This is a genomic window from Brevibacillus sp. B_LB10_24, from assembly GCF_046036945.1.
Classification (GTDB): Bacteria; Bacillota; Bacilli; order Brevibacillales; family Brevibacillaceae; genus Brevibacillus_C.
The window spans coordinates 63,091-84,339 of sequence record NZ_JBJQOQ010000016.1; the positions used below are offsets into that span (position 1 = coordinate 63,091).

The 21,249-nt window shown below is 43.4% G+C and carries 19 protein-coding genes; 17 read left to right on the plus strand and 2 right to left on the minus strand.

The annotated features are described in order from the left end of the window. Positions 1–11 precede the first annotated feature (11 nt). Both ACI7RC_RS15680 and ACI7RC_RS15685 read left to right on the plus strand, forming a co-directional pair. On the plus strand, positions 12–935 hold the full coding sequence (locus ACI7RC_RS15680; RefSeq protein WP_408109170.1) for an ABC transporter ATP-binding protein: 924 nt from the start codon (positions 12–14) through the stop codon (positions 933–935). Further along, on the plus strand, positions 919–1,623 hold the full coding sequence (locus ACI7RC_RS15685) for an ABC transporter permease (RefSeq protein WP_408109171.1): 705 nt from the start codon (positions 919–921) through the stop codon (positions 1,621–1,623). The genes ACI7RC_RS15680 and ACI7RC_RS15685 overlap by 17 nt, the downstream gene beginning before the upstream one ends. A 399-nt stretch (positions 1,624–2,022) precedes the next feature. On the opposite strand, the gene ACI7RC_RS15690 is transcribed toward ACI7RC_RS15685, so the two are convergent. After that, the gene (locus ACI7RC_RS15690) at positions 2,023–2,628 is read right to left on the minus strand and encodes a TetR/AcrR family transcriptional regulator (RefSeq protein WP_408109172.1); all 606 of its coding nucleotides are present in this window, start codon (positions 2,626–2,628) and stop codon (positions 2,023–2,025) included. 194 nt (positions 2,629–2,822) lie between these two features. On the opposite strand from ACI7RC_RS15690, the gene ACI7RC_RS15695 reads away from it, so the two are divergent. Then, complete coding sequence (locus tag ACI7RC_RS15695) at positions 2,823–3,602, plus strand: nuclear transport factor 2 family protein (protein ID WP_408109173.1); 780 nt, start codon at positions 2,823–2,825, stop codon at positions 3,600–3,602. Next, positions 3,520–4,284: a YhgE/Pip domain-containing protein gene (locus ACI7RC_RS15700; RefSeq protein ID WP_408109209.1), complete on the plus strand. Its 765-nt coding sequence runs from the start codon at positions 3,520–3,522 to the stop codon at positions 4,282–4,284. Before ACI7RC_RS15695 ends, ACI7RC_RS15700 begins: the two co-directional genes overlap by 83 nt. Positions 4,285–4,423: 139 nt before the next feature. Here the strand turns inward: ACI7RC_RS15700 and bacA are convergent, their stop codons facing one another. After that, a complete protein-coding gene (gene bacA, locus ACI7RC_RS15705) occupies positions 4,424–5,221 on the minus strand; it encodes an undecaprenyl-diphosphate phosphatase (RefSeq protein ID WP_408109174.1) in 798 nt (265 codons plus the stop codon). A 201-nt stretch (positions 5,222–5,422) separates the two neighbouring features. Here bacA and ACI7RC_RS15710 point away from each other — a divergent pair, with 201 nt between their 5' ends. The 13 genes from ACI7RC_RS15710 (at position 5,423) to ACI7RC_RS15770 (ending at position 21,239) form a co-directional block, all read left to right on the plus strand. Further along, positions 5,423–6,022, plus strand: a complete 600-nt coding sequence (locus tag ACI7RC_RS15710; protein ID WP_408109175.1) for a glycerol-3-phosphate responsive antiterminator — start codon at positions 5,423–5,425, stop codon at positions 6,020–6,022. Positions 6,023–6,292: 270 nt separating this feature from the next. Continuing rightward, positions 6,293–7,612 carry an ABC transporter substrate-binding protein gene (locus tag ACI7RC_RS15715; RefSeq protein ID WP_408109176.1) on the plus strand — a complete coding sequence of 440 codons (1,320 nt, stop codon included), beginning with the start codon at positions 6,293–6,295 and terminating at the stop codon, positions 7,610–7,612. Positions 7,613–7,689: 77 nt separating this feature from the next. Next, entirely contained in the window at positions 7,690–8,598 is a 909-nt protein-coding gene (locus tag ACI7RC_RS15720; protein WP_408109177.1) for a carbohydrate ABC transporter permease, read from the plus strand. After that, positions 8,588–9,412 (plus strand): carbohydrate ABC transporter permease, encoded by an 825-nt coding sequence (locus ACI7RC_RS15725; protein WP_408109178.1) that lies wholly within the window; start codon positions 8,588–8,590, stop codon positions 9,410–9,412. Before ACI7RC_RS15720 ends, ACI7RC_RS15725 begins: the two co-directional genes overlap by 11 nt. A gap of 13 nt (positions 9,413–9,425) precedes the next feature. After that, on the plus strand, positions 9,426–10,385 hold the full coding sequence (locus tag ACI7RC_RS15730) for an ABC transporter ATP-binding protein (RefSeq protein WP_408109179.1): 960 nt from the start codon (positions 9,426–9,428) through the stop codon (positions 10,383–10,385). Between the two features lie 234 nt (positions 10,386–10,619). Continuing rightward, positions 10,620–11,399, plus strand: coding sequence for an HAD-IIA family hydrolase (locus tag ACI7RC_RS15735; protein WP_408109180.1), 780 nt, complete (start codon positions 10,620–10,622; stop codon positions 11,397–11,399). A 268-nt stretch (positions 11,400–11,667) separates the two neighbouring features. Continuing rightward, positions 11,668–13,143, plus strand: a complete 1,476-nt coding sequence (locus ACI7RC_RS15740) for an anti-phage protein (RefSeq protein ID WP_408109181.1) — start codon at positions 11,668–11,670, stop codon at positions 13,141–13,143. A 496-nt stretch (positions 13,144–13,639) separates the two neighbouring features. After that, positions 13,640–15,139, plus strand: a complete 1,500-nt coding sequence (locus tag ACI7RC_RS15745) for a malate:quinone oxidoreductase (protein ID WP_408109182.1) — start codon at positions 13,640–13,642, stop codon at positions 15,137–15,139. A 181-nt stretch (positions 15,140–15,320) separates the two neighbouring features. After that, positions 15,321–15,755: an SRPBCC family protein gene (locus ACI7RC_RS15750; protein WP_408109183.1), complete on the plus strand. Its 435-nt coding sequence runs from the start codon at positions 15,321–15,323 to the stop codon at positions 15,753–15,755. A gap of 172 nt (positions 15,756–15,927) precedes the next feature. Beyond that, positions 15,928–16,434 (plus strand): MerR family transcriptional regulator, encoded by a 507-nt coding sequence (locus tag ACI7RC_RS15755; protein ID WP_408109184.1) that lies wholly within the window; start codon positions 15,928–15,930, stop codon positions 16,432–16,434. After that, positions 16,431–16,880 carry an SRPBCC family protein gene (locus tag ACI7RC_RS15760; RefSeq protein WP_408109185.1) on the plus strand — a complete coding sequence of 150 codons (450 nt, stop codon included), beginning with the start codon at positions 16,431–16,433 and terminating at the stop codon, positions 16,878–16,880. Before ACI7RC_RS15755 ends, ACI7RC_RS15760 begins: the two co-directional genes overlap by 4 nt. Then, a complete protein-coding gene (locus tag ACI7RC_RS15765) occupies positions 16,877–17,317 on the plus strand; it encodes an SRPBCC family protein (protein WP_408109186.1) in 441 nt (146 codons plus the stop codon). Before ACI7RC_RS15760 ends, ACI7RC_RS15765 begins: the two co-directional genes overlap by 4 nt. Positions 17,318–17,597: 280 nt before the next feature. After that, positions 17,598–21,239: an AAA family ATPase gene (locus ACI7RC_RS15770; protein ID WP_408109187.1), complete on the plus strand. Its 3,642-nt coding sequence runs from the start codon at positions 17,598–17,600 to the stop codon at positions 21,237–21,239. The last annotated feature ends 10 nt before the right edge of the window (positions 21,240–21,249 follow it).

A 21,249-nucleotide genomic window follows, 5' to 3' on the forward strand; every position in this document is an offset into this window, starting at 1 on the left:
GGCATCGAACGATGACGCATATCGTAAGAACGAATCAGCTGACCCGGGCTTACAAGGGCAAGGAAGTTGTTTCGAACGTCAATATGAACATCAAGCAAGGTGAAATATACGGCATGCTCGGTCCGAACGGAGCGGGCAAAACAACGGTCATGAAAATGCTCACCAACCTGGTGAAGCCGACGGCGGGCGAAATTGAAATTTTTGGCGAAAAGTTGACCGATACGTCGTATCGGCTGCTGGGGCGGATGGGCACGATCATCGAAAGCCCGATTTTTTACGAAAAGCTGACGGCCCGCGAAAATTTGGAGCTGCACTGCGAATACATGGGCTACCATAACAAAAAGTCGATCGACGAGGCGCTTGAGCTGGTGAATTTGAAGGGGATCGACAGGAAAGCGGTTAAGGCGTTTTCACTGGGAATGAAGCAACGGCTTGGCATCGCGCGGGCGATCACGACGAAACCGGAGCTGCTAATTCTCGATGAGCCGATTAACGGTCTCGATCCGTTAGGCATCAAGGAGATTCGCGATCTGTTCAAAATACTGTGCAAGCAATATGGGATTACGATTCTCATTTCCAGCCATATACTTGGGGAAATCGAGCTGATCGCCGACACGATCGCCGTCATGAACGACGGCAAGCTGCTGCAGGAGGTTTCGATGGACCATATCGCCAAGCAAACGATGGAATATATCGAAATTACAACGAACGAAAGCAGTAAAGCGGCTTACGTGCTTGAAAACCATTTGCATATATCCAATGTTCGCATCACCGACGAAGGCCAAATCCGCGTTTACGATTGCAACATTCCGCAAAGCGAGCTGATGAAGGTTTTGGTGATAAACGATGTCGCGATCGAAGCAGTTCATAAGAAAAAAGGGTCGCTCGAGGATTATTTCCTGTCCATCCTGAATGGGGGTGGCATTGTTGCTTAAGCTCATGAAGCTCGAAATGCGCAAGTTTCGCATAGGGTCTTACATTCGGGCGGCGATGATCGCCAATATCGTGATTTTAGGTTTAATCTGCTTGATCAGTCTGACGGAAGAAATTAAAGAAGGGGTGTCTTTTACGGACTACAGCATGGCGTTCTCCGTTATCGATACTTTCGTTCGGGGGACGTATATCGTGTTCGCTTCGGTGCTCATTTCACGGCTTGTCATTGACGAGTTTCGCAACAAATCGATCACGGTGCTGTTTATGTACCCGATCAATCGCAAAAAACTGATCGCGGCCAAGCTGCTTGTCGTCGTGCTGTTTACGCTAGTTGCGGATATTGCGGCAAACCTGTTTGTTGGCTTTGGCTTTTATATATTAAATCTGTTCGCGTCTGTTATTCCGGAGCCATTAACATGGTCAGTTGCAGCCAAATCTCTGCTGACGGTCGTCATGAGCGCGCTGGCGACCAGCTTCTTAAGCCTGATTCCGCTGTACTTCGGCATGCGTAAGCATTCCGGCGCGGCTACGATCGTGTCGTCGCTTATCGTCGTGGCGCTCGTCTGCCAAAACGTCGACGGCTTCACCTTATACTCCGTCATTGCGGTGCCGATTGGCCTGGCACTCCTCGGAGCGGCCGTCGCGTATATGGCGATCCGGAACATCGAGCATGTCGACGTGCTACGGTAGGGGAACGGGGAACCGGGGAGTGCTCATCAATATTTATAGTACCGGCGGTTTAGGTGTTCTGTCCGTATTCGGGTTATTGTTCACGAGGAAGAAGCGGTAAGCGTTAGGAGAATCGGGATAAAATGAAACAAGGGCTGTCTCAGAAGCGGGGTATTGCAACCAGGAGAATCACGGATGTAAAAAACATCTGGCGGCGAATGTAAAGGAGTGCGAAGAGAATAGAAGTAGATCTACGGTTAACCAACTTGGGGTTTCTTGGAGCTGTCGCGGCGCGACAAGCTCCTTCTTACTTTTTCGCCTTAGACTCGTTAAGGTGAGCCTTATCATAAGTGACGGTTAAAAAATATTTTGCAGTCAAGGTGTTGAAGGAAACCGGTGCTCCTTCTACCCTCGCTTATTTTATTCCTCGACGGTGATGCCGGCAGCTTTCAAATGCCCGTAAGCAACGATTCTACTAAACTGAGATGAAACTTCATCTGCAGGAAGGGGTTTTTCGTTTTTAATCCACCAAATTACAATACCCATGAAAGACGATACGAGGTATTCGAGCAGTAATTCCTTGGATATCGTTAAAAGGGAATTTCCCTGAGCAGGATTCCATCCCCCATTTAATTTATCTCTAATGATATTCTCCATTTTTACTCGAAACTGATAGATTCTATTCTCTTCAATTAACATGGCATAGTAAAAGGTGGTGTTGCGCGAAATATGTTCCAGTACAGTTTGCATGACTGTCTCGAGAATAGAAATACTGAAAGGATTCATGCTGATGGGACAAAGAACGACTGCATCCTTTAATTCGCTCAACAATTCATTCATACATGTATCTAATAGATCAGGCTTATTTTGGTAGTGGAGGTAAAAAGTGTTTCGATTGATCATAGCCCGATCGGCAATATCCTGGATCGTTATCGCTTCATATCCTTTTTCCTGAATAAGCTCATAAAACGCCTTTCGAATCGATTGTTTCGTGCGAAGTATTCTTAAGTCGGTTTTCTTGTTCATTGTTTTCGTTCTCCCCTAAATTTATTTAGAGTCGTTAAGCGACAAAGTTTTATGAGTTGTCTGTTATCGTTCAAAACTAGAAATATTGAATATTGATCGTTATATTAACCTCCATTATAATCAGCGACAGATAAATAAACAACGTATTGTTCATTATTTATCTAATGACTATAAACTCTAAGGAGGATATTCCAATGACATTCAATCATCAAAATGAGCTTGTACGTAAGGCAATCGCCGTGCTGGAAAGTTTAGAGAGCGGCAACCCCGAAGCGATTACGGCTTACGTTCATCCAGATCAATATATTCAGCACAACCAGGCCTTACCCGATGGTCGTGAAGCCATGCTTGGTGCACTTGATCATTTAAAGGAAATTAGTACAAAGGTAAGCATTAAGCGTACATTAGTCGACGGAGATTATGTGGCTCTTCATTCTGTATATGATTTTCACGGCCCTAAAATCGCCTTTGATATCTTCCGTTTTGAGAATGGACTAATCGTCGAGCATTGGGACAATTTGCAAGAGATGGCGGAAAAGACACCAAGTAATCATACGATGATTGACGGACCGGTCACGATTAAGGATATCGACAAGACGGATGCCAACAAAATATTTGTCAAAAGCTATGTTGAGAACATCTTGCTTGGTAAGAACCCCGACCTGCTTGCCTCTTACTTTGATGGCGATAACTACATTCAGCATAGTCCACATATTGCAGACGGCCTTTCCGGTCTTCATGCTGCTTTACAGGCGCTGGAGGAGAAAAATATTGAATTTCAATATACTTATGTCCATCAGGTAATCGGACAAGGCGATTTTGTGCTTACGGTGAGTGAGGGCCTCTTCGATGGTCAGCCTACCGCTTTCTACGATTTGTTCCGCGTGGAGAATGGAAAGATCGCCGAACATTGGGACGTCATCGAGGCCATACTGCCGGGAGAAAAACGAAAGAATTCGAACAGTAGATTTTGAGGTTGGTGCAGCTGAATCGCAAGCTCATAACCTGCCCATTGCCATTGTGAATGAGGATCAAGGCTTGACGACCTCAAACGTAAATATGGGCGAGACAGTTGTGTCTAGCATTCAGTCGGCAACCTCTGCAAATTCGGATGGAGAGCCGGCGATGAAATGGATCGAAGTTGGTAGCGAAGAAGAAGTAAAAGCAGGACTCGATAACCAGGAATATTATGCTGCATTCGTGATTCCCAAGGATTTTAGCAAGAAGCAAGCATCGTTGATGACGCCGGATCCGTCTTCACCCCGGGTGCGGATTTATGTCAACCAAGGCATGAATGCATCGGCATCGAGTATGGCTGGAGAAATGCTGAATCAAGCGATTAGTGGCATAAACGAGGAGATGCGGACTGAGCTATTGGCGACTTTCGATCAGCAAGGCGCTGCGATCTTAACGAAACAAGCCGCTGCATTAGCTTCACCAATCGTTAGCGAAGTTATCCAAGTGAATGCAATCGGTACGCATAGTGCAAACGGGAATTCACTTGAAGGGCTGCGCGAGTTGTTCTTCTTTGGGCAAAGGCTACGCATGAATCATCCGACATTCGTCTTAATCTGGATCGGCACCTGTGGCCTTTTAGTCTTTCTTTTATTTGCCTTCAAACGTTCTCGTAAACCAGAACAGAAGAAAGAGGCCTGATGGAACCCGATTGGGTGATCGATAATGATAAAACCACACTTAGAAGGCTTATTCCAGTTGTTTGATGTTGGAGTAAGCCTTTTTTGCATGTAGAAAATCTAAGGAGAACCTGACGAAACAAATCATAACTCGCCATTATTTAAAGCAATACAAAAACAATGAATACGGCAGCCAATACAATTCGATAATAGGCAAAAACGGTTAAACCAATCTTCCCTAGTATTTTAAGGAACAAGACTGCTACACACATTGCTACAACAAATGCAGTGATAAAACCGATCGCGAACATCGGAATGTCGCTTGTATCTAAAAAATGTAGACTCTTCATAAAATCTAAGCCAGTGGCACCCACCATAATAGGAAGTGCAACCAAAAAGGAGAATTCGGCTGCCGTTTTATGATTAGCACCAACTAGTAATCCCCCGGATATTGTCGATCCAGCACGAGAAAAACCAGGGATTACGGCTAAGCATTGAAATAGTCCAATGGTAAAAGCTTGCTTGTAACTCAATTCATCAACGGTGTTAGAGGTGAATTTTCCATGTTTTTTTTCGGCAAATATCATCAAAATGGCTCCTGCCACAAGACTGACTACCACAACTTTAGGTGAAAAAAGTTGGTTTTTAATGAAGTCATGCAGCAATAGACCTACTATAGCAGCAGGTACGACCCCCAATATGATGTGAATCGCGTCTAATTTCTTTTCTGGTTTTCCGATTGAACTGAAATTTAATAGAGAAAGGTATCTTTTCCAATATAATACTAAAATAGACAGCATAGAACCAAGTTGAATGATTACTTCAAAAGTATTGGCCTTTTCACCTTCAAACCCTAATAAGCTGCCAACTAAAATCATATGACCAGTAGATGATATCGGCAAAAATTCAGTGACTCCTTCTACGATTCCTAATAGTAAGGCTATGATATGTTCATTCATGGTTCTCCTCAATCCCCTCATTGGTATTGCAAATCAATCATAATATACACCTACTTGCCTATTGAATTTCGTTATTATCAAAGTATTTACATAGTATTAACAAGGATTCAAAGTGAAATTTACACAAATGAATACATTGGATTATTACTATATAGGTAGACAGACCATAACGGCATACTGAATAAAAGAAGGGAAAAACAAATGAATGAAGGGACCGAATTACTAAGCAGACTGGAAAAATACAAAATGGTGGCAGCGATAAAGGACCCCAAAAATATGGAGCAGGCGGTACTGTATAAAGATCATCTAAGTGCGGTCCTGCTCATGACCGGAACAATTTTAACGGTAAAAAGATATGTAGATTTCTTCCAGTCGCATGGCCTGCCAGTAATCCTTCATGTAGATAAGATTGGGGGATTACAAATGGATCATGACGGGATTGAATTTATCAAAAGAAATGTGAAACCATCCGCAATCGTGACAACAAAATCCGGTGTTATTAAAAAGGCAAAAACAAGCGGGTTGTATGTGATTCAGCGGGTCTTTTTAATCGATACGGACGTTTTTACACATTTGGAAAAGGACGCCATCAACGATCAAATTGTGGCAGATATGATTGAGGTCATGCCGTGCAGGGCGCCGGATTTTATACAAAGATTATCAAAGGTATCACCGGTTCCTGTTATAACAGGCGGTCTATTAAATTCGCCTGAGCATGCAAAGGAGGCGCTTGATCATGGGGCAATGGCCGTTACTACCTCAAATGCGGAAATGTGGAAGTGGAATGTAAACAACCTGTAACGCTTCATTTGCACAATATATACAATCGTTTACCTGTAATTGATATTACATTCATATTCATTGGTTATAGTAGAGACATAAAGTGAATAGATTGCTGGTGCGAACAGAGAGACCTCCAACAAAATGTATAGAATGTATACATTTTATTAGAGGTCTTATTTCTTTGTACTTTGCATCTATGTGAGGTGAGTAGGACAAGTATTGACTGTGAATGATCCAAATGGATAGTTTGGAAGCTCCAAAAAATAAAAGTGTAAAGGAGTAGGAGAAATGAAGAGACTATCAAAGTTACTCAGTGCATTCCTAGCCATATGTGTCCTAGCTGGATGTGGAAATAATCAAGCAACAGGTAATCAAAGTAATCAAGCAAGCAAAACGGGATCGCAAGAAAATAAGAAAACGGTTATCGAGTACTGGCATGTTAACGCAGAGACCCAAGGCGGAAAAACCGTTGAAGAATTAGTGAAAGAGTTTAATCAACAAAGCAAGACAACAGAGGTTGTTGCGAAATTTAATCCAGATATGTACAAAGGGTTAATGCAAAATTTACAGGCGGAAGCAGCCGCTGGGAAATCACCAGCAGTCGTACAAATTGGATGGGCTTTTCTAAACTATTTCTCGAATAATTTTGCGTATACTCCGCCCCAAGAAATCATTGATCAATACTTTCCGGAAGATAAAACCTTTTTACATGATAACTTCTTACCGAATGTATTAGGTTTGGCGAAAAACTCCAAAGGAGAACAAGTAGGGATTCCTTACTCGTTAAGTACACCTGTTCTTTATATCAATAGGGATCTTTTACGAGAAGCCGGATTGGATGAAAATGGCCCAAAGACGTGGCAAGAGGTAAAGGAATTCGCGAAAACAATCAAGGACAAAACGGGTAAATACGGATTGTATGTACAAGAACCGGCAGATAACTGGGCTACGCAATCCGTACTCGAAAGTAACGGGGCCAGAATGATCACGGACGGCAAAGCAACATTTGCTTCAGAAGAAGGAATTCAAGCTTATCAATTATTGGCTGATATGGTTTTAAAAGATAAATCAGCCGCTCATTTATCTTGGGATGAAGGTGTACAAAGTTTTATCGATGGAAATATAGCAATGGCGTATACAACGATTGCACGGCGTTCAAACATTCAAACAAACGCAAAGTTCGATGTAGCAGCGATTAAATCACCAGCTTGGGAAGGAAAACCGGTAAGGCTGCCTGCAGGTGGTTCGATGCTAGCAATTACGGCGAAAGATGAAGATCAGAAAAAAGCAGCATGGGAATTTATGAAGTATCTTTACAGTGTTGAATCCATGGCGAAATGGACGGAAGGAACAGGATATGTCCCGCCGCGTAAAGATGTGGCTGAAGCGGAAAATGGTTTGAAAGCTTTCTTGAAAGAAAATCAGATGATGAATGCAGCCGTCGAACAAATGGAGGGTGTTGTTCCTTGGACATCATTCCCAGGTGACGCCGGCTTGCAAGCAGAACAACTTTTATTAGATGTTCGTGATCAAATTCTGGGTGGAAAAGTTTCGGTGGAAGAAGGCTTGAAATCAACAGAAAAAGCAATCAATGAACTATTAAAGTAACGAATGCAATGCAGGGGATTGGTGAAGGTGACTTGTTAGAAGTCACCTTCACAATTAAGGCTTGGAGGATAAAAACAATGAGTGCTATCACGGCAGGAATAAGGCGACTGAACAGAGAGAATTGGAAAGCATACTGTTTATTATTTCCTTCCATTTTGATTTTTGCTATCTTCATGTTTTGGCCGTTTGTTTATACCATTTACCTGAGCTTCTTTGATTGGAATATGATTAGTCCCATCAAAAAATTTGTCGGGTTTCAAAACTATATGGATGTGTTATCAGATCCGAAAACATATAAGATCCTGGGCAATACGTTTCTGTATATTGTGATCCTGCTCATTTTAAACTGTCTGGTGCCGTATGTATTTGCTTTTGTGATTGATATGGTTTTGAAAAAATGGAACGGCTTTTATAAAGGGGCTCTGTTTTTGCCGGCATTTATTTCTTTAGTGGTAGGATCCATTCTGTTTACGTGGATTTTAAATCCCATCTCTGGACCTGTTTCGATCCTGTTTGGCTGGTTTGGGATTGAAATGCCGATTTGGAGCAAATTAGATGGCTGGGTCATATTCGTATTAAGCTTAATCACTTCCTGGAAGGTATTCGGCTATAACTTTATCGTTCTTTATGCATCGATTAGCGGTATTTCTCGAGAATTAATTGAAGCGGCCCGTTTGGATCATGTTCCGTTATGGAGAATCTTTTTTCAGATCGTTTTACCGATGAGTAGTGCGACCGGTATCTATGTATTTATTATTACGATCGTCCAAGGATTACAATATGTGTTTACACCGATAAAGGTTATAACGCAAGGAGGGCCGAATTATGCCAGCTCGAACGCGATTTATCATGCCTACCATGAAGCGTTTGTCTTGTATCGGACAGGTCATTCGGCAGCCTTATCGATATTAACCATGATTATTTTCCTGATGCTCTTGATAATTGAATGTAAGTTCGTTGAAAGAGGTATCTACTATGAAAATTAATCGGTTCATTTCGGTACCTTGGCACATTGTTTTTATCATTACCATTTGTATTTTGCTGTTTCCGATCATCTTCGCCATCGGCTCTTCATTTAAATCATTGCAAGAGGCGTATAACAATGTCGTAAATATCATTCCGATTCAGCCTACGCTGGAAAACTATCAAACATTTTTTAAGAGCCTACCGGCTTTTAAAATAGCGGCAAATACGTTCATCATCGCATCTGTTGTGACCATTTTTAAGCTGTTGACATCTTTTTTAGCTGCGTATGCCTTTGTCTTTTTTCAATTTAAAGGGAAGAATCTCCTGTATTTTCTGCTGATTAGCACCATCTTTATTCCCTTTACGGTTACGATGATTCCCAACTATTTGGCTATTTCCAAGATCGGTTTAACAGATAGTATATGGGGCGTTATTTTACCGCAGCTTGCTGATGCGATGGGGATTTTTTTAATAAGACAATCGATGAAAACGATCCCCCTGTCATTAATCGAAGTAGCGCGATTAGATGATTTGGGCCATGCCCGGATCATGAAGGATATTGTTCTTCCGCTAGTCAGGCCAGCTGTGACGTCAACGGGAATCTGGTTCTTTATCAGCTCATGGAACGAATATGTTTGGCCAGTCTTGATCTTAAAAACAACCGAAAATTACACGTTGCCCTTGGCTTTACAAATGTATATCAGCTCAGAAGGCGGAACGAACTTCACTGTAGCGATGGCAGTGTCCGTTATGACCATGATCATTCCTTTAACCTTGTATTTACTTTTCCAAAGGTACATTATCGGAACATTTGCGTCATCAGGAATTAAATAATGGGGGATTTACCATGAAGGAAATTCGATTTGAAAATGTCTACAAATCTTATGGGAAAACAGAGGTTGTAAAAGGGTTACATCTCACCATAAAAGAGGGCGAACGACTCATTCTACTAGGACCGTCTGGATGCGGCAAATCAACGACACTGCGGATGATTGCAGGGCTTGAGGATATTACTTCAGGCAATTTATATATGAACGGCCGAAAAGTAAATGATGTTCCCAGCGGAAAAAGAGATGTTGCCATGGTATTTCAAAACTATGCCCTATATCCCCACATGAATGTAGTTGACAATATTACGTATGGATTACGAGTTCAAAAGGTTCCAAAAGAGGAAATGAAAGCTCGCTTGCATGCGGCATTAGACATGTTAAAGCTAAAAGGCTATGAAAACAGATTGCCAAAAGATTTATCTGGCGGACAAAGACAACGCGTCGCACTGGCCAGGGCAGTTGTAAAGAAATCAGATTACTTCTTGCTTGATGAACCATTATCTAACTTAGACGCACAGCTGCGCGTATCAGCTCGGAAGGAGCTAGTCAAAATTCATGAGTTGTACAAACAAACGATTGTGTATGTAACACATGACCAAATTGAAGCGATGACGGTCGGTAACCGGATTGCCTTAATGCATGAAGGGAAATTGCAAATGCTTGATACCCCGGAAAATGTCTATCATCGTCCGGCGAACATCTTCACTGCAAAGTTTATCGGTTCACCACCGACCAATGTGCTAGATGTCGATTATCAAAATGACACGGTTTTGATTGGCAAGCAGCCTTTTCAATTGAATCAAATGTGGGTGAAACAAATTGACCAAAGCGGGGCAGACAGACTTGTGTTTGGCATTCGCCCCGAGCATCTGGAAATTTTTAAAACGGCTGAAGAAAACGCTTTGCAAGGAACCGTAAAATATGTGGAAAACCTGGGCAGCGGTTACGGTGATTTATGTCGATTTACACGGTCATGAAATTATTGCGATCAGTGATGATAAACATTGGGCGGAAGGGGAGGTGGTGTACGTAAGGCCAATCATGAAACATATTCATCTTTTTGACCGCGAAACAACCAATTCGATCGGATATCCAAAAGAGTTAGCGTAATGATTCCTTTCGATTGTATACGAATAATGCCAGTACATTTTGGAATATGCTCCAAATACATCTTTAAAGAGATTTTTGCTAAATAAAGGTGGAGTCATACGTTGGTTAATATTCACGACTTTGATGCATTTTGCTTTGATTTAGATGGAACGATCTATGTTGGGGATGAGCTTTTACCTGGGGTTAAGGAAACATTTGACCGCTTGAGAAAGAACAACAAGAAAATACTGTTTATCACCAATTCGCCCACTTTAACGAGACGGGAATGTCAAAGCCGCTTACGGAAATTGGGGATTGCCGCCAATCTTGAAGAAGTAATGACTGCTGCTTATGTATCTGCTGTATATTTTATGGAGGAACATCCTGACGCTCTTGTTTATATTGTCGGTGAAAAAGCGATTGAGGAGGAGTTTAGCCATTTTCAGTTAAGCACAACAAAAGATCCGATGAAGGCGACGCACGTTCTTGTCGGTTTAGACCGTTCTTTTACTTATCAGAAGCTCAATTTCGCAATGAATGCGGTACGAAATGGCGCAAAACTCATATTGACCAATCCCGATCCAGCTTGCCCGGTTCCTGGAGGTTTCATTTCCGATACAATGGCGATTGCTAGCGCAATAGAGGTTGCATCAGGTCAATCAATTGATCAAATTGTAGGGAAGCCCTCCTCTTTTTACGCAGAAAAGGTTCTTGAAAAATTACAGATGAAGACCGATCGCTGCATCATCATAGGCGACCGTCTCGAGACGGATATCCAGTTAGGAAAAGCCAATCATTTTCGAACTTGCCTTGTCTTAACGGGGGCCTCTCGTAAGGAAGATATAGAAAAAGTACAAATTTATCCTGATTATGTAGTGGAAAATATGGAATTACTGTTTTGAATTAAAAAACAGGGTCGATAGTAATCGGCCCTGTTTGGTGTGCTCCCCATTAAGTAGACTGGTGAAGTTATAAAACCTGTTACTTAAGGGGAGCTTTTTCATGTCGGTTCGATGTTAATGTAACTAAAATGCCTTCATTTACTAGATAATTCATCAGTGTCACTAAATACAAATACCTATACGAAAATAGGTTTTTTTTCCTTATTATTATATAATGTAGGCAATAGGACCTTGTAAGTAGAAGTTCGACAAATAAGGGTGGTTATAGATGAAGACCTTTGAGGAATTTATACGTAATTTTGGATTTACAGAATACCCGTTTTCAACATATACAACTGAAAACGAAAAAGGCAGAGAGTCTGAACTATTCGTGCCCCCAAGTGACTATTCTCCTATAATTCAAGGATTTCATCAGAACCAGTCTATGATCCTTATTGGTAATAGGGGAACAGGAAAAACAGCAATATTATTAGACTTCGATAGAGAAATTGATAAGCAGAAAACCATTTTCTGTTCTATCGATGATTTTAGTTCTCTAAAATTGGATTTTAACTTGGGTGATTTTTACAAGTTCTTGATTATGAATATTTCAATAGTTCTTTTTGAAGAACTTGCTTTAGAAACCAAAAGATTAAAAAGGCTGGATCAAGAAGATAAAGTTTTACTTTCATATCTTCTTAGTAATTTCGTTCCTATAGTATCAAAAAGAATAATTAAGGAGAAAATTGAAAGACTTCAGGTATCTAATCTTAAAAGAGTAGGACGGAACGTATATAATTTCTTGAGAGGTATATTTAATTGGGGAGCAACAGTGGGAGTTACACTAATAGATCAATATATCGCTAAACATTTTAAAGGCCTGCCTGATCTTAATTCGGAAGTAAATATTAAATCTTTCTTTCCGGAATTACCTTTGACAGTTGACGATAGTTTTAATGATATGTACATAAATTTTCAATTATTAAATGACGTGCTAAAAGTAATATCTAAACTAGGTTATGAAAAAACTGTCCTTTTACTTGATAAACTCGACGAAGATGGTAGACTTGACAACAATTCCGAAAAAATAGCGGATTTTGTAAAGCCTATTTTGACTGATAACAAATTACTACTTAATCCATCAATTCAAATAGTTGTTTCTATGTGGTCGACTCCTTTTAATTACCTGGTAGAACATGTAAGAACCCAAAAACATAATTGCCCAACATTGAATTGGTACAAAGCTGACCTAGTAGCAGTTCTAAATAAACGTTTGGAGATATTTACCAATGGGAAGATCAAAGATTTCAGGGAATTATTTAGTGAACAATTAACATTGGAGCTAGAGGATAAGATTTTTCAATTAGCCAATAATAACCCTCGTGATTTGTGGCATTTATTTAACAAATTAATGAGAAGCCAATATAAATTGAACCCCAACTCTAATAGAATTGTTCTAACTTCAATTGAACCTGCGTTTGTTGATTTTGTAACAACGTTTAATTATTTTGAGTATTACCCAAGAAAGCAAAACGCTCGGGCTAACTCTATGGATTTTTATTCATACACTGCCCATCTTTTAAAACTAGATAGTCCTGTTTTCACTAGGAATCAACTTAATGAAAAAGCAAAAACAGGGGGATCAACACAAAACTACGTTATAGGTATGGAGAGAATAGGCCTAATTGAGAAGACTACGCAAAACGGTGGGGTAATTTATTATAGAGTTAAGGACCCCAAAGTGGTTTATGCCCAGCAACATTAAAAATTGAAAAATAATTGTTCTTACTAAACAATACAATATTCGAGGGTTTTAACCAAATAGTTTATAGAAAGGATAAAAGGGTGGTAGACATATACCGCCCTTTTTTTGGGGAGGTACTAATCAGTTGAAAAAACTTTCGGATACAAATTGCACTGAGAGCCTTATCAAGTAGTGGTTAAAATTGGAAGGCGTAGGTTTACTAATGCCAAACCAAATCCTTAACCGCTGCAAAAAGCAAAGGTAAGGCCTTGGTTTTTTGTGTTCCCAGGGCCTTGCGAACGGATTGCTCACTTTTTTACCAGATTTCCCAGCTATAAATAGACGATAAATATCAGCTAACAGTAGATATTTTAATCTATTAATCATTATAATAGACTATGGTATAGTTATACTTGAGACAGATAAGGTGTGTTCCTCGGTGGCGCCTTGCTTTTAGTAATACCTAAGCAGGAGCGCCTACTCTATTGTCCAAATATAGGGGATAAGGAAGGTTATCATGAGTAGCATACAAAAAAGAACAGACGTTATTTTAATTGGTGCCGGAGTCATGAGTGCGACCTTGGGATCATTACTGAAAGAGTTAGCACCGGATTGGGAAATCAAAGTGTTTGAGAAACTTGCAAACGCAGGAGAAGAAAGCTCGAACGAATGGAATAACGCAGGTACGGGCCATTCTGCACTGTGCGAGCTTAACTATACGTCCGAGAAACCTGACGGATCTATAGCTATTGGCAAAGCGATAAAAATCAATGAACAGTTTCAGCTTTCAAGACAGTTTTGGTCTTATCTTGTAAACAGCAATCTGATTCGCAATCCGCAGGACTTTATCATGCCATTGCCGCATATGAGTCTCGTACAAGGGGAAAAAAATGTTGCCTTCTTGAGAAAACGTTTTGAAGCACTGTCAAACAATCCCCTGTTTCAAGGCATGGAATTTTCCGATGATCCGGAAAAACTGAAGGAATGGATTCCGCTTATCATGGAAGGCCGTACAACGAATGAACCGATTGCGGCAACAAAAATCGATTCTGGAACGGATGTCAACTTCGGTGCTTTGACACGCATGTTGTTTGACCACTTAAAGAGCAAAAACGTCGAGATCAATTACAAGCATAGCGTTAAGGATATGAAACGTACGAGCGACGGCTTGTGGGAAGTAAAAGTGCAAGATATCGACAGCGGTAAAATCGAAACCCATACGGCAAAATTCGTCTTTATCGGCGCCGGGGGAGGAAGCCTGCCTATCCTGCAAAAAACAGGGATTCCTGAGTCAAAGCATATTGGGGGATTCCCGGTAAGCGGACTGTTTATGGTATGTAACAATCCGGAAGTTGTAGAGCGGCATCATGCAAAAGTATACGGTAAGGCCAAGGTCGGGGCTCCTCCCATGTCTGTTCCGCACCTGGATACAAGATATATCGACAACAAAAAAACATTGCTGTTTGGACCGTTTGCCGGCTTCTCGCCAAAGTTTTTAAAAACGGGTTCAAATTTTGATTTGATCGGTTCCGTAAAACCGCATAATGTCATCACGATGTTGGCGGCAGGCGTAAAAGAGATGGCATTGACCAAATACCTGATCCAGCAAGTACTGTTATCGAATGAACAGCGCATGGAAGAATTACGCGAATTTATTCCGAACTCGAAAAGCGAGGATTGGGATGTAGTAGTAGCGGGACAACGGGTGCAAGTTATCAAAGACACTGAGGCTGGCAGGGGAACACTGCAATTCGGTACGGAAGTTGTCAGTGCTGCTGATGGCTCGGTCGCTGCGCTGCTTGGCGCTTCTCCGGGTGCTTCTACTGCCGTTCACGTTATGCTTGAGGTATTAGAAAAATGTTTCCCGCAACATATGAAAGAGTGGGAACCGAAAATAAAAGAAATGATTCCATCTTATGGCGTGTCACTCGTGGAAAACCCAGAGCTTTTCCAGGAAATTTATACTTCAACAGCGCAGACGCTGGGTTTAAGCGAAAAAGAACCGGTCTTTAGTTAATACTTTGGATTATAAGCAATTGTCCATTGATGAAAAATGTTGCTTAAACTTTTTCATCAATGGACAATTGTTTCTATGTAAAGAGATTGAAAAGAAAAGAATTTTATATGGAACCATTATATGAAGTTATTATATAATTGACTAAAGATTTAGATTCTTCGTAGCGAGGTGGTAATGTAAGATGGAGACAGGTAATAAAGCAACAATAACGGTAGAAACCACAGTTCATGCACCGGTTGGAGAAGTTTGGGAATATTGGAATGAGCCGCGCCATATAACAAAATGGTGCAATGCTTCTGATGACTGGCACGCGCCACATGCCGAAAATGATCTAAGGGTTGGCGGGAGATTTCTTACTAGAATGGAAGCTAAGGATGGCAGCTTTGGATTTGATTTTGGTGGAGTTTATGATGAGGTGAGAACAAACGAGTTTATTTCTTATACGCTGGGAGATGGAAGAAAAGTTTCGATCACTTTTATTAGTCAAGAAAGCGACACGAAGGTAATTGAAACTTTCGAAGCAGAAAGCACCAATCCCATTGAGATGCAAGAAGCAGGCTGGCAGGCGATTCTAGACAATTTTAAAAAATATAGTGAAACTGCCAAAGAAAATTAGGGTAAATGGAAAAAACCTTCCTTTTGGAGGGTTTTTTCATTATGACAAAAAATACATGACCAGCTTTTAGCGGAATCCATGACTACAAAAAAATTACTTGAACCTTACGTAACGTAAGGTTTTATAATGAAGCAACCGGTATAAAGCTAGCGCCAAAGAGTGGAGATGGTGAATGAAGAGGTATTGGAAGGTCGGGGACCTCGCCAATCTGACGGGGCTTACCGTACGAACATTGCGGTATTATGATCAGATCGGGTTGTTCTCTCCGTCGGGACAGACGGAATCCGGCCACAGACTGTACAGCGAATCGGACTTGTCGCGTTTGCACCAGATTTTATCGCTAAAGGAACTGGGGTTGTCGCTTGAGGAGATTAAATCGGTTTTAACCGACGGACAAATCAGTCCGCTCGAGATCGTCAACCTGCAGATGAACCGAATCAAAGAGCAGATCAAATTGCAGCAGAAGCTATTGGAGCAGCTCGAACATGTATCCAAGCTGATGCAGGGCAAGGCGCAATTAACGGTTGAAGACTTTACGAATCTTCTGCAGGCAATGAAAATGTCATTTGAGAAGCTGGTCATTGAGCGGCAAACGGTTTGGGAGCGACATTTGGACCTGTTGGGAGACTTTTTGAACGAGGAGAGCGGAATGCCAAAACCTAAGGAGGAAAATCAATGAACGAACGATTCGTCAAGCATGCGACCTTCGCCGTCGAGCGGACTTATGCCGCTTCGCCAGAGCGTGTTTACCAAGCCTGGGCCGACCCGGTTGCTAAAGCCAAGTGGTTTTCGAAGCCGGACATCTTCGAATTTCGGGTTGGCGGACGCGAATATAGCACCGGCGGGCCGCCGGAGGGGCCGATCTTTACCTTTGACGCCATCTACCAGGAGCTTGTTCCAGAGCAGCGCATTGTCTATACGTACACCCTGGATTCGGGAAGCACGCGCATCTCCGTTTCGAATACTACAGTCGAGCTTATCAAGGTAGAAGGCGGCACGAAACTGATTTTTACCGAGCAAGGAGCTTTCTTTGACGGGCACGATACGCCGGAAATACGGGAACACGGTACAAACATCATGTTGGACGCACTTGGCAAGTCATTGGAAGGGGAGGAATCAGTATGACAATAGGTGAGACTGAATTATCTACTTCACGCGTGTTCGACGTACCCCGGGAGCTTGTGTTTCGAGCCTGGACAACCCCAGAATTGCTGGCTCGGTGGTGGGGGCCGCATGGAATTACGAATACGTTTCACGAGTGCAATATAAAGCCAGGCGGCACGTGGAAATTCACCATGCATGGACCGGATGGCGTGGATTACCCGAACCATAACGAATTTGTTGAGATCGTACCGCTTGAGCGGATCGTGCTTGATCATCTATCCGGTCACGAATTTCGCATAACGGCTTCCTTCGAGGACCTGGATGGCCGTACCAATGTTACATTCCGTCAGCGTTTCAAGATAAAAGAAGAATTCGAAAAAGCCAAGCCTTACTGCGTTGAAGGGAATGAACAGAATCTCGACCGACTAGGCGAGCTGTTGACGGAAATGGCCTCTTAGCTATGCAAAGTGATACGGATGAAACGCCGCTTAAATAATGACTCAAAAGTTGTCGCCGTTCTTGCTCTATGTCGGAGTAGGACGGCGATGTGTACTTTCATAAGGGGAGTGGAAATTTGACGATTTTCGTTTTCAGATTGTTTCATCACAACGTTTTTCTGATTAAAGGGCATCGAGCCTGCCTGCCGCAACGAATACACAGTAACACCCAAGAGAATATGGTACAATATACCTAAAAGACGAAGCTGCCAATCGGCCGCAGGAGGGGTCGCGGGGAAGTATGAACAACAACCTAAAGTCAATCAAGAAAGTAATCAGGTTTCTCTTCCCGGAAATTCAATTGTTTGAGTTGGTTCAACGAGAAGGAATGATCGCAAAGAAAGAAATCTTTTCCGAATCGTCGCAATCCCGGCAATCGGCAGAGCCCTCTATGCAAGGAGCCAACCGTAGTTATGCAGGTTCTTACACCGAGGCGGTTGCCGGGCAGGGCCCGCTGCGGTCTGCTTCACCCAATCCAGGCCAATCTCACACAAACAGAGACTTAGGGCCCGATCGAAAAATGACTGGAAAGGGTTGGTCTGTAAGCGAGCTTGATCGAATATTCCGGCAAGCGGAGGACGAAGTAAACCGCTCTGTCATTGGACAGAAGCCATTTGTAACGGATTTGGTTGCGGCATATAAGCAAGGTTACATAAACGGGCGCAAGGATAAGCCACGTAATGTTATCCTGCTGGCGGGGGCCGCTGGTACAGGAAAGAAGACGGCACTTGACGCTTTGGTAAGAGCGATGTTTGCTCATGAGTTGACATCGTCGCCCCAAGTTGCGGACATTGATTTAAGCCGGTATGAAGCAGATGAAATTTCCGGTAATTTTATTCAAGATATGGCCTTCGCCTTTCAAGAGTTTGACAGCACGGTCTTATTCCGCGGTATCAAGGAGGCTGATCCGGCAATACTCAGCCTAGTCTCACAGCTTGTGGCGGAAGGCAGCTTTCGAACCAAAGAAGGCGTGCGGATAAGCGCTTCAGATTATTTTCTTATTTTCTATATGGATCATGCTGTCACCGCACCCAGCCAGTATGGACAGATTCCAGCCGAACTGGCCAGCCATGTGCCCGTTCCGATTTTACAAGGCATTCAGGCTGCGGCTATATCCTCGCCTGTCGATCAGGAAACGATGAGGCTGATCGCTAAAAACTTGATGGATCGGGCGGTAAGCAATCTCGCTCGCGATACGCAGACGATCATCTCCGTCGATCCAACCGTATATGAAGCGCTTGCTGGCATGGCCACCATGAATAAAACATTTGGTGAGGCTGTCCAGCACTGGATCGATAAGGAGTTGAACGCAGTAGTTTCAAATCTTCGGGCCAGAAACGAGATACGACGAAATGAAAAGGTAAACATCAGATTTGGCAACGGTTCTTTTTATGTAGAGACGCCAGCGCTTGAGGTTCCGATCAAGGCTCTTTCCTTCGCCCGTACGGAATCTGTTGACGATGTCTTGGCGGAATTAAACATGTTGACCGGCCTGGAATCGGTGAAATCGTTCGTGAAAGAGCTAATGAAGACCGTCGAGGTCAATAAGCTTAGAGCCAGAGAAGGCGGCAACTCTATGGCGATGGCTCTCCATATGGTGTTCACCGGAAATCCCGGTACGGGGAAAACGACAGTAGCCCGTATGATCGCCCGCATACTCAAAGCGATGGGACTGCTATCGCAAGGACAGCTTGTCGAAGTGGCGAGGCAGGATCTTGTCGGACAATATGTTGGCTCTACTGCACCAAAAACGATGGCGAAGGTGAACGAAGCATTGGGCGGCGTACTGTTCATCGATGAGGCTTATACGCTGGCTCGCCATGACCACGATACGTTCGGCCTGGAAGCGATCGATACGATTGTCAAAGCAATGGAGGATCATCGGGATAATTTGGTTGTTGTATTAGCCGGCTATACACAGGAGATGGAGGGCTTTCTGCGAACGAACCCCGGTTTGCGGTCGAGATTTCCGTTCATTGTAGAATTCCCGGATTACAAGCCATCTGACATGCTGGAGATTTTGATTCGGATGGCAGATGCCAACGGCTTCCGCATTGATCCGGACATTTACGACGGGTTGACGGAGCTGTTCGATCAGAGGCAGATCCCCGGCCGCAATGACAGCGGAAACGGCCGGCTGGTTCGTAATTTGTTTGAGGAGGCTGTCCGCAAGCAAGCCACCCGGATTGTTGAATCATCATCAGCAGACGGACCGGATTTGCAGCTGCTTACAGGGGCTGATTTCGGGATTGGCGAGAAGGAAGCGTTCAACCTGGAGAACGAGCTTGCCGGAATCGTTGGATTGGATAAGGTGAAAGCCTTCGTCAGAACGCTGGAAAAACAAATGATTGTCGATCGAAGGCGCAAGGAAGCGGGTATTCAGGTAGATACGGGACAGTCAATCAACATGATCTTTTCCGGAAATCCAGGTACAGGAAAGACGACAATGGCGCGTTTATTGGCTGGTATGTTCCGATCGATGGGATATCTGAAAAAAGGGCATCTGGTAGAAGTGGATCGCTCCGATCTCGTTGCAGAGTATTCTGGTCAGACGGCGACCAAGACCAAACAGGTGGTAGAATCAGCCCTAGGCGGAATCTTGTTCATTGACGAGGCGTATGCGCTTGTACAGGATGGCAGCGGGGGTTTTGGCAAAGAAGCAATCGATATGCTTGTCCGCTTGATCGAGCTGCACAAGGACAACTTGGTCGTTATTCTGGCGGGTTATACGGAAGATATGGAACGGTTTCTTCAGGTCAATCCCGGCATGTCCTCCCGTTTTCCGCTGCAAATTGAATTTCCGGATTACACCGCTGAGGAAATGGTACGGATTTGTTCCATTATGGTAAAGTCTCGCGGATTTAGAATGGCTGAAGATGTAGCTAAGCAGTTAAGAGGGTACTTTGACCAAAAGCAGGTGCCCGGAAAAAAGGACGGGGGCAATGGCCGACTTGTCCGCAATACGTTAGAAGAGGCCATTCGCAGGCAGGCGGAGCGGTTGGCTGATGACCCAGAGATTGAGGCGGAAAAGCTGAATGAGCTGACTGCCGAGGATTTTGGATTATCGGCAAAAGCAGACTCAGTCAGCGGCAGTGTGAATGCGCTCGGAGAGTTGGATAAGGTGATTGGCCTTGCTTCCGTGAAGGATTTTGTCAGGAGTCTGTCTGCTCAGATACAGGTGGCGAAGCGCCGGGAAGAGCTGGGGCTGCCAAAAGCTGCCGCTCAGACCCTTCATATGGTGTTCAAAGGAAACCCGGGAACCGGAAAAACCACGATTGCCCGGATTTTGGCCCGTCATTTAAAGGAATTGGGTGTCATTAAGTCAGATACACTGGTCGAAACCGATCGCTCCGGCTTGGTTGCGGGCTATGTCGGCCAGACTGCGCTTAAGACGCGGGAAGTCATCGAGCGGGCTCTCGGCGGGGTCTTGTTTATCGATGAGGCTTACGCTTTGGCGGAGGGGGATCAATTCGGTCAGGAAGCGATCGATACGCTCGTGAAGGCGATGGACGATTATCGCGACAGGCTCATCGTTATTCTGGCCGGTTACGATCAGGATATGGAGCGTTTTTTGGATCGAAACGCAGGACTTCGGTCCAGATTTCCTAACATCATCACTTTCCCCGATTATACGGGGGAAGAAATGCTGCAAATCTCGCACATGATGCTAGATAAGCAAGGGTACGTCATGGCTCCGGAAGCGGAATTGAAACTCCTCTCCATATTCAGAAATTATGAGTCTGATGTGAACGCGGGTAATGGGCGGCTCGTGCGCAACTTGATGGAAAAGGCGCTAAGAAGCCATGCACTGAGGATAAGCCAGAGGGCCGATGCGACGACTGAGGAGCTATCCACGCTGATGCCCGAAGATATTGTAGAGTAAAAGGAGAGGG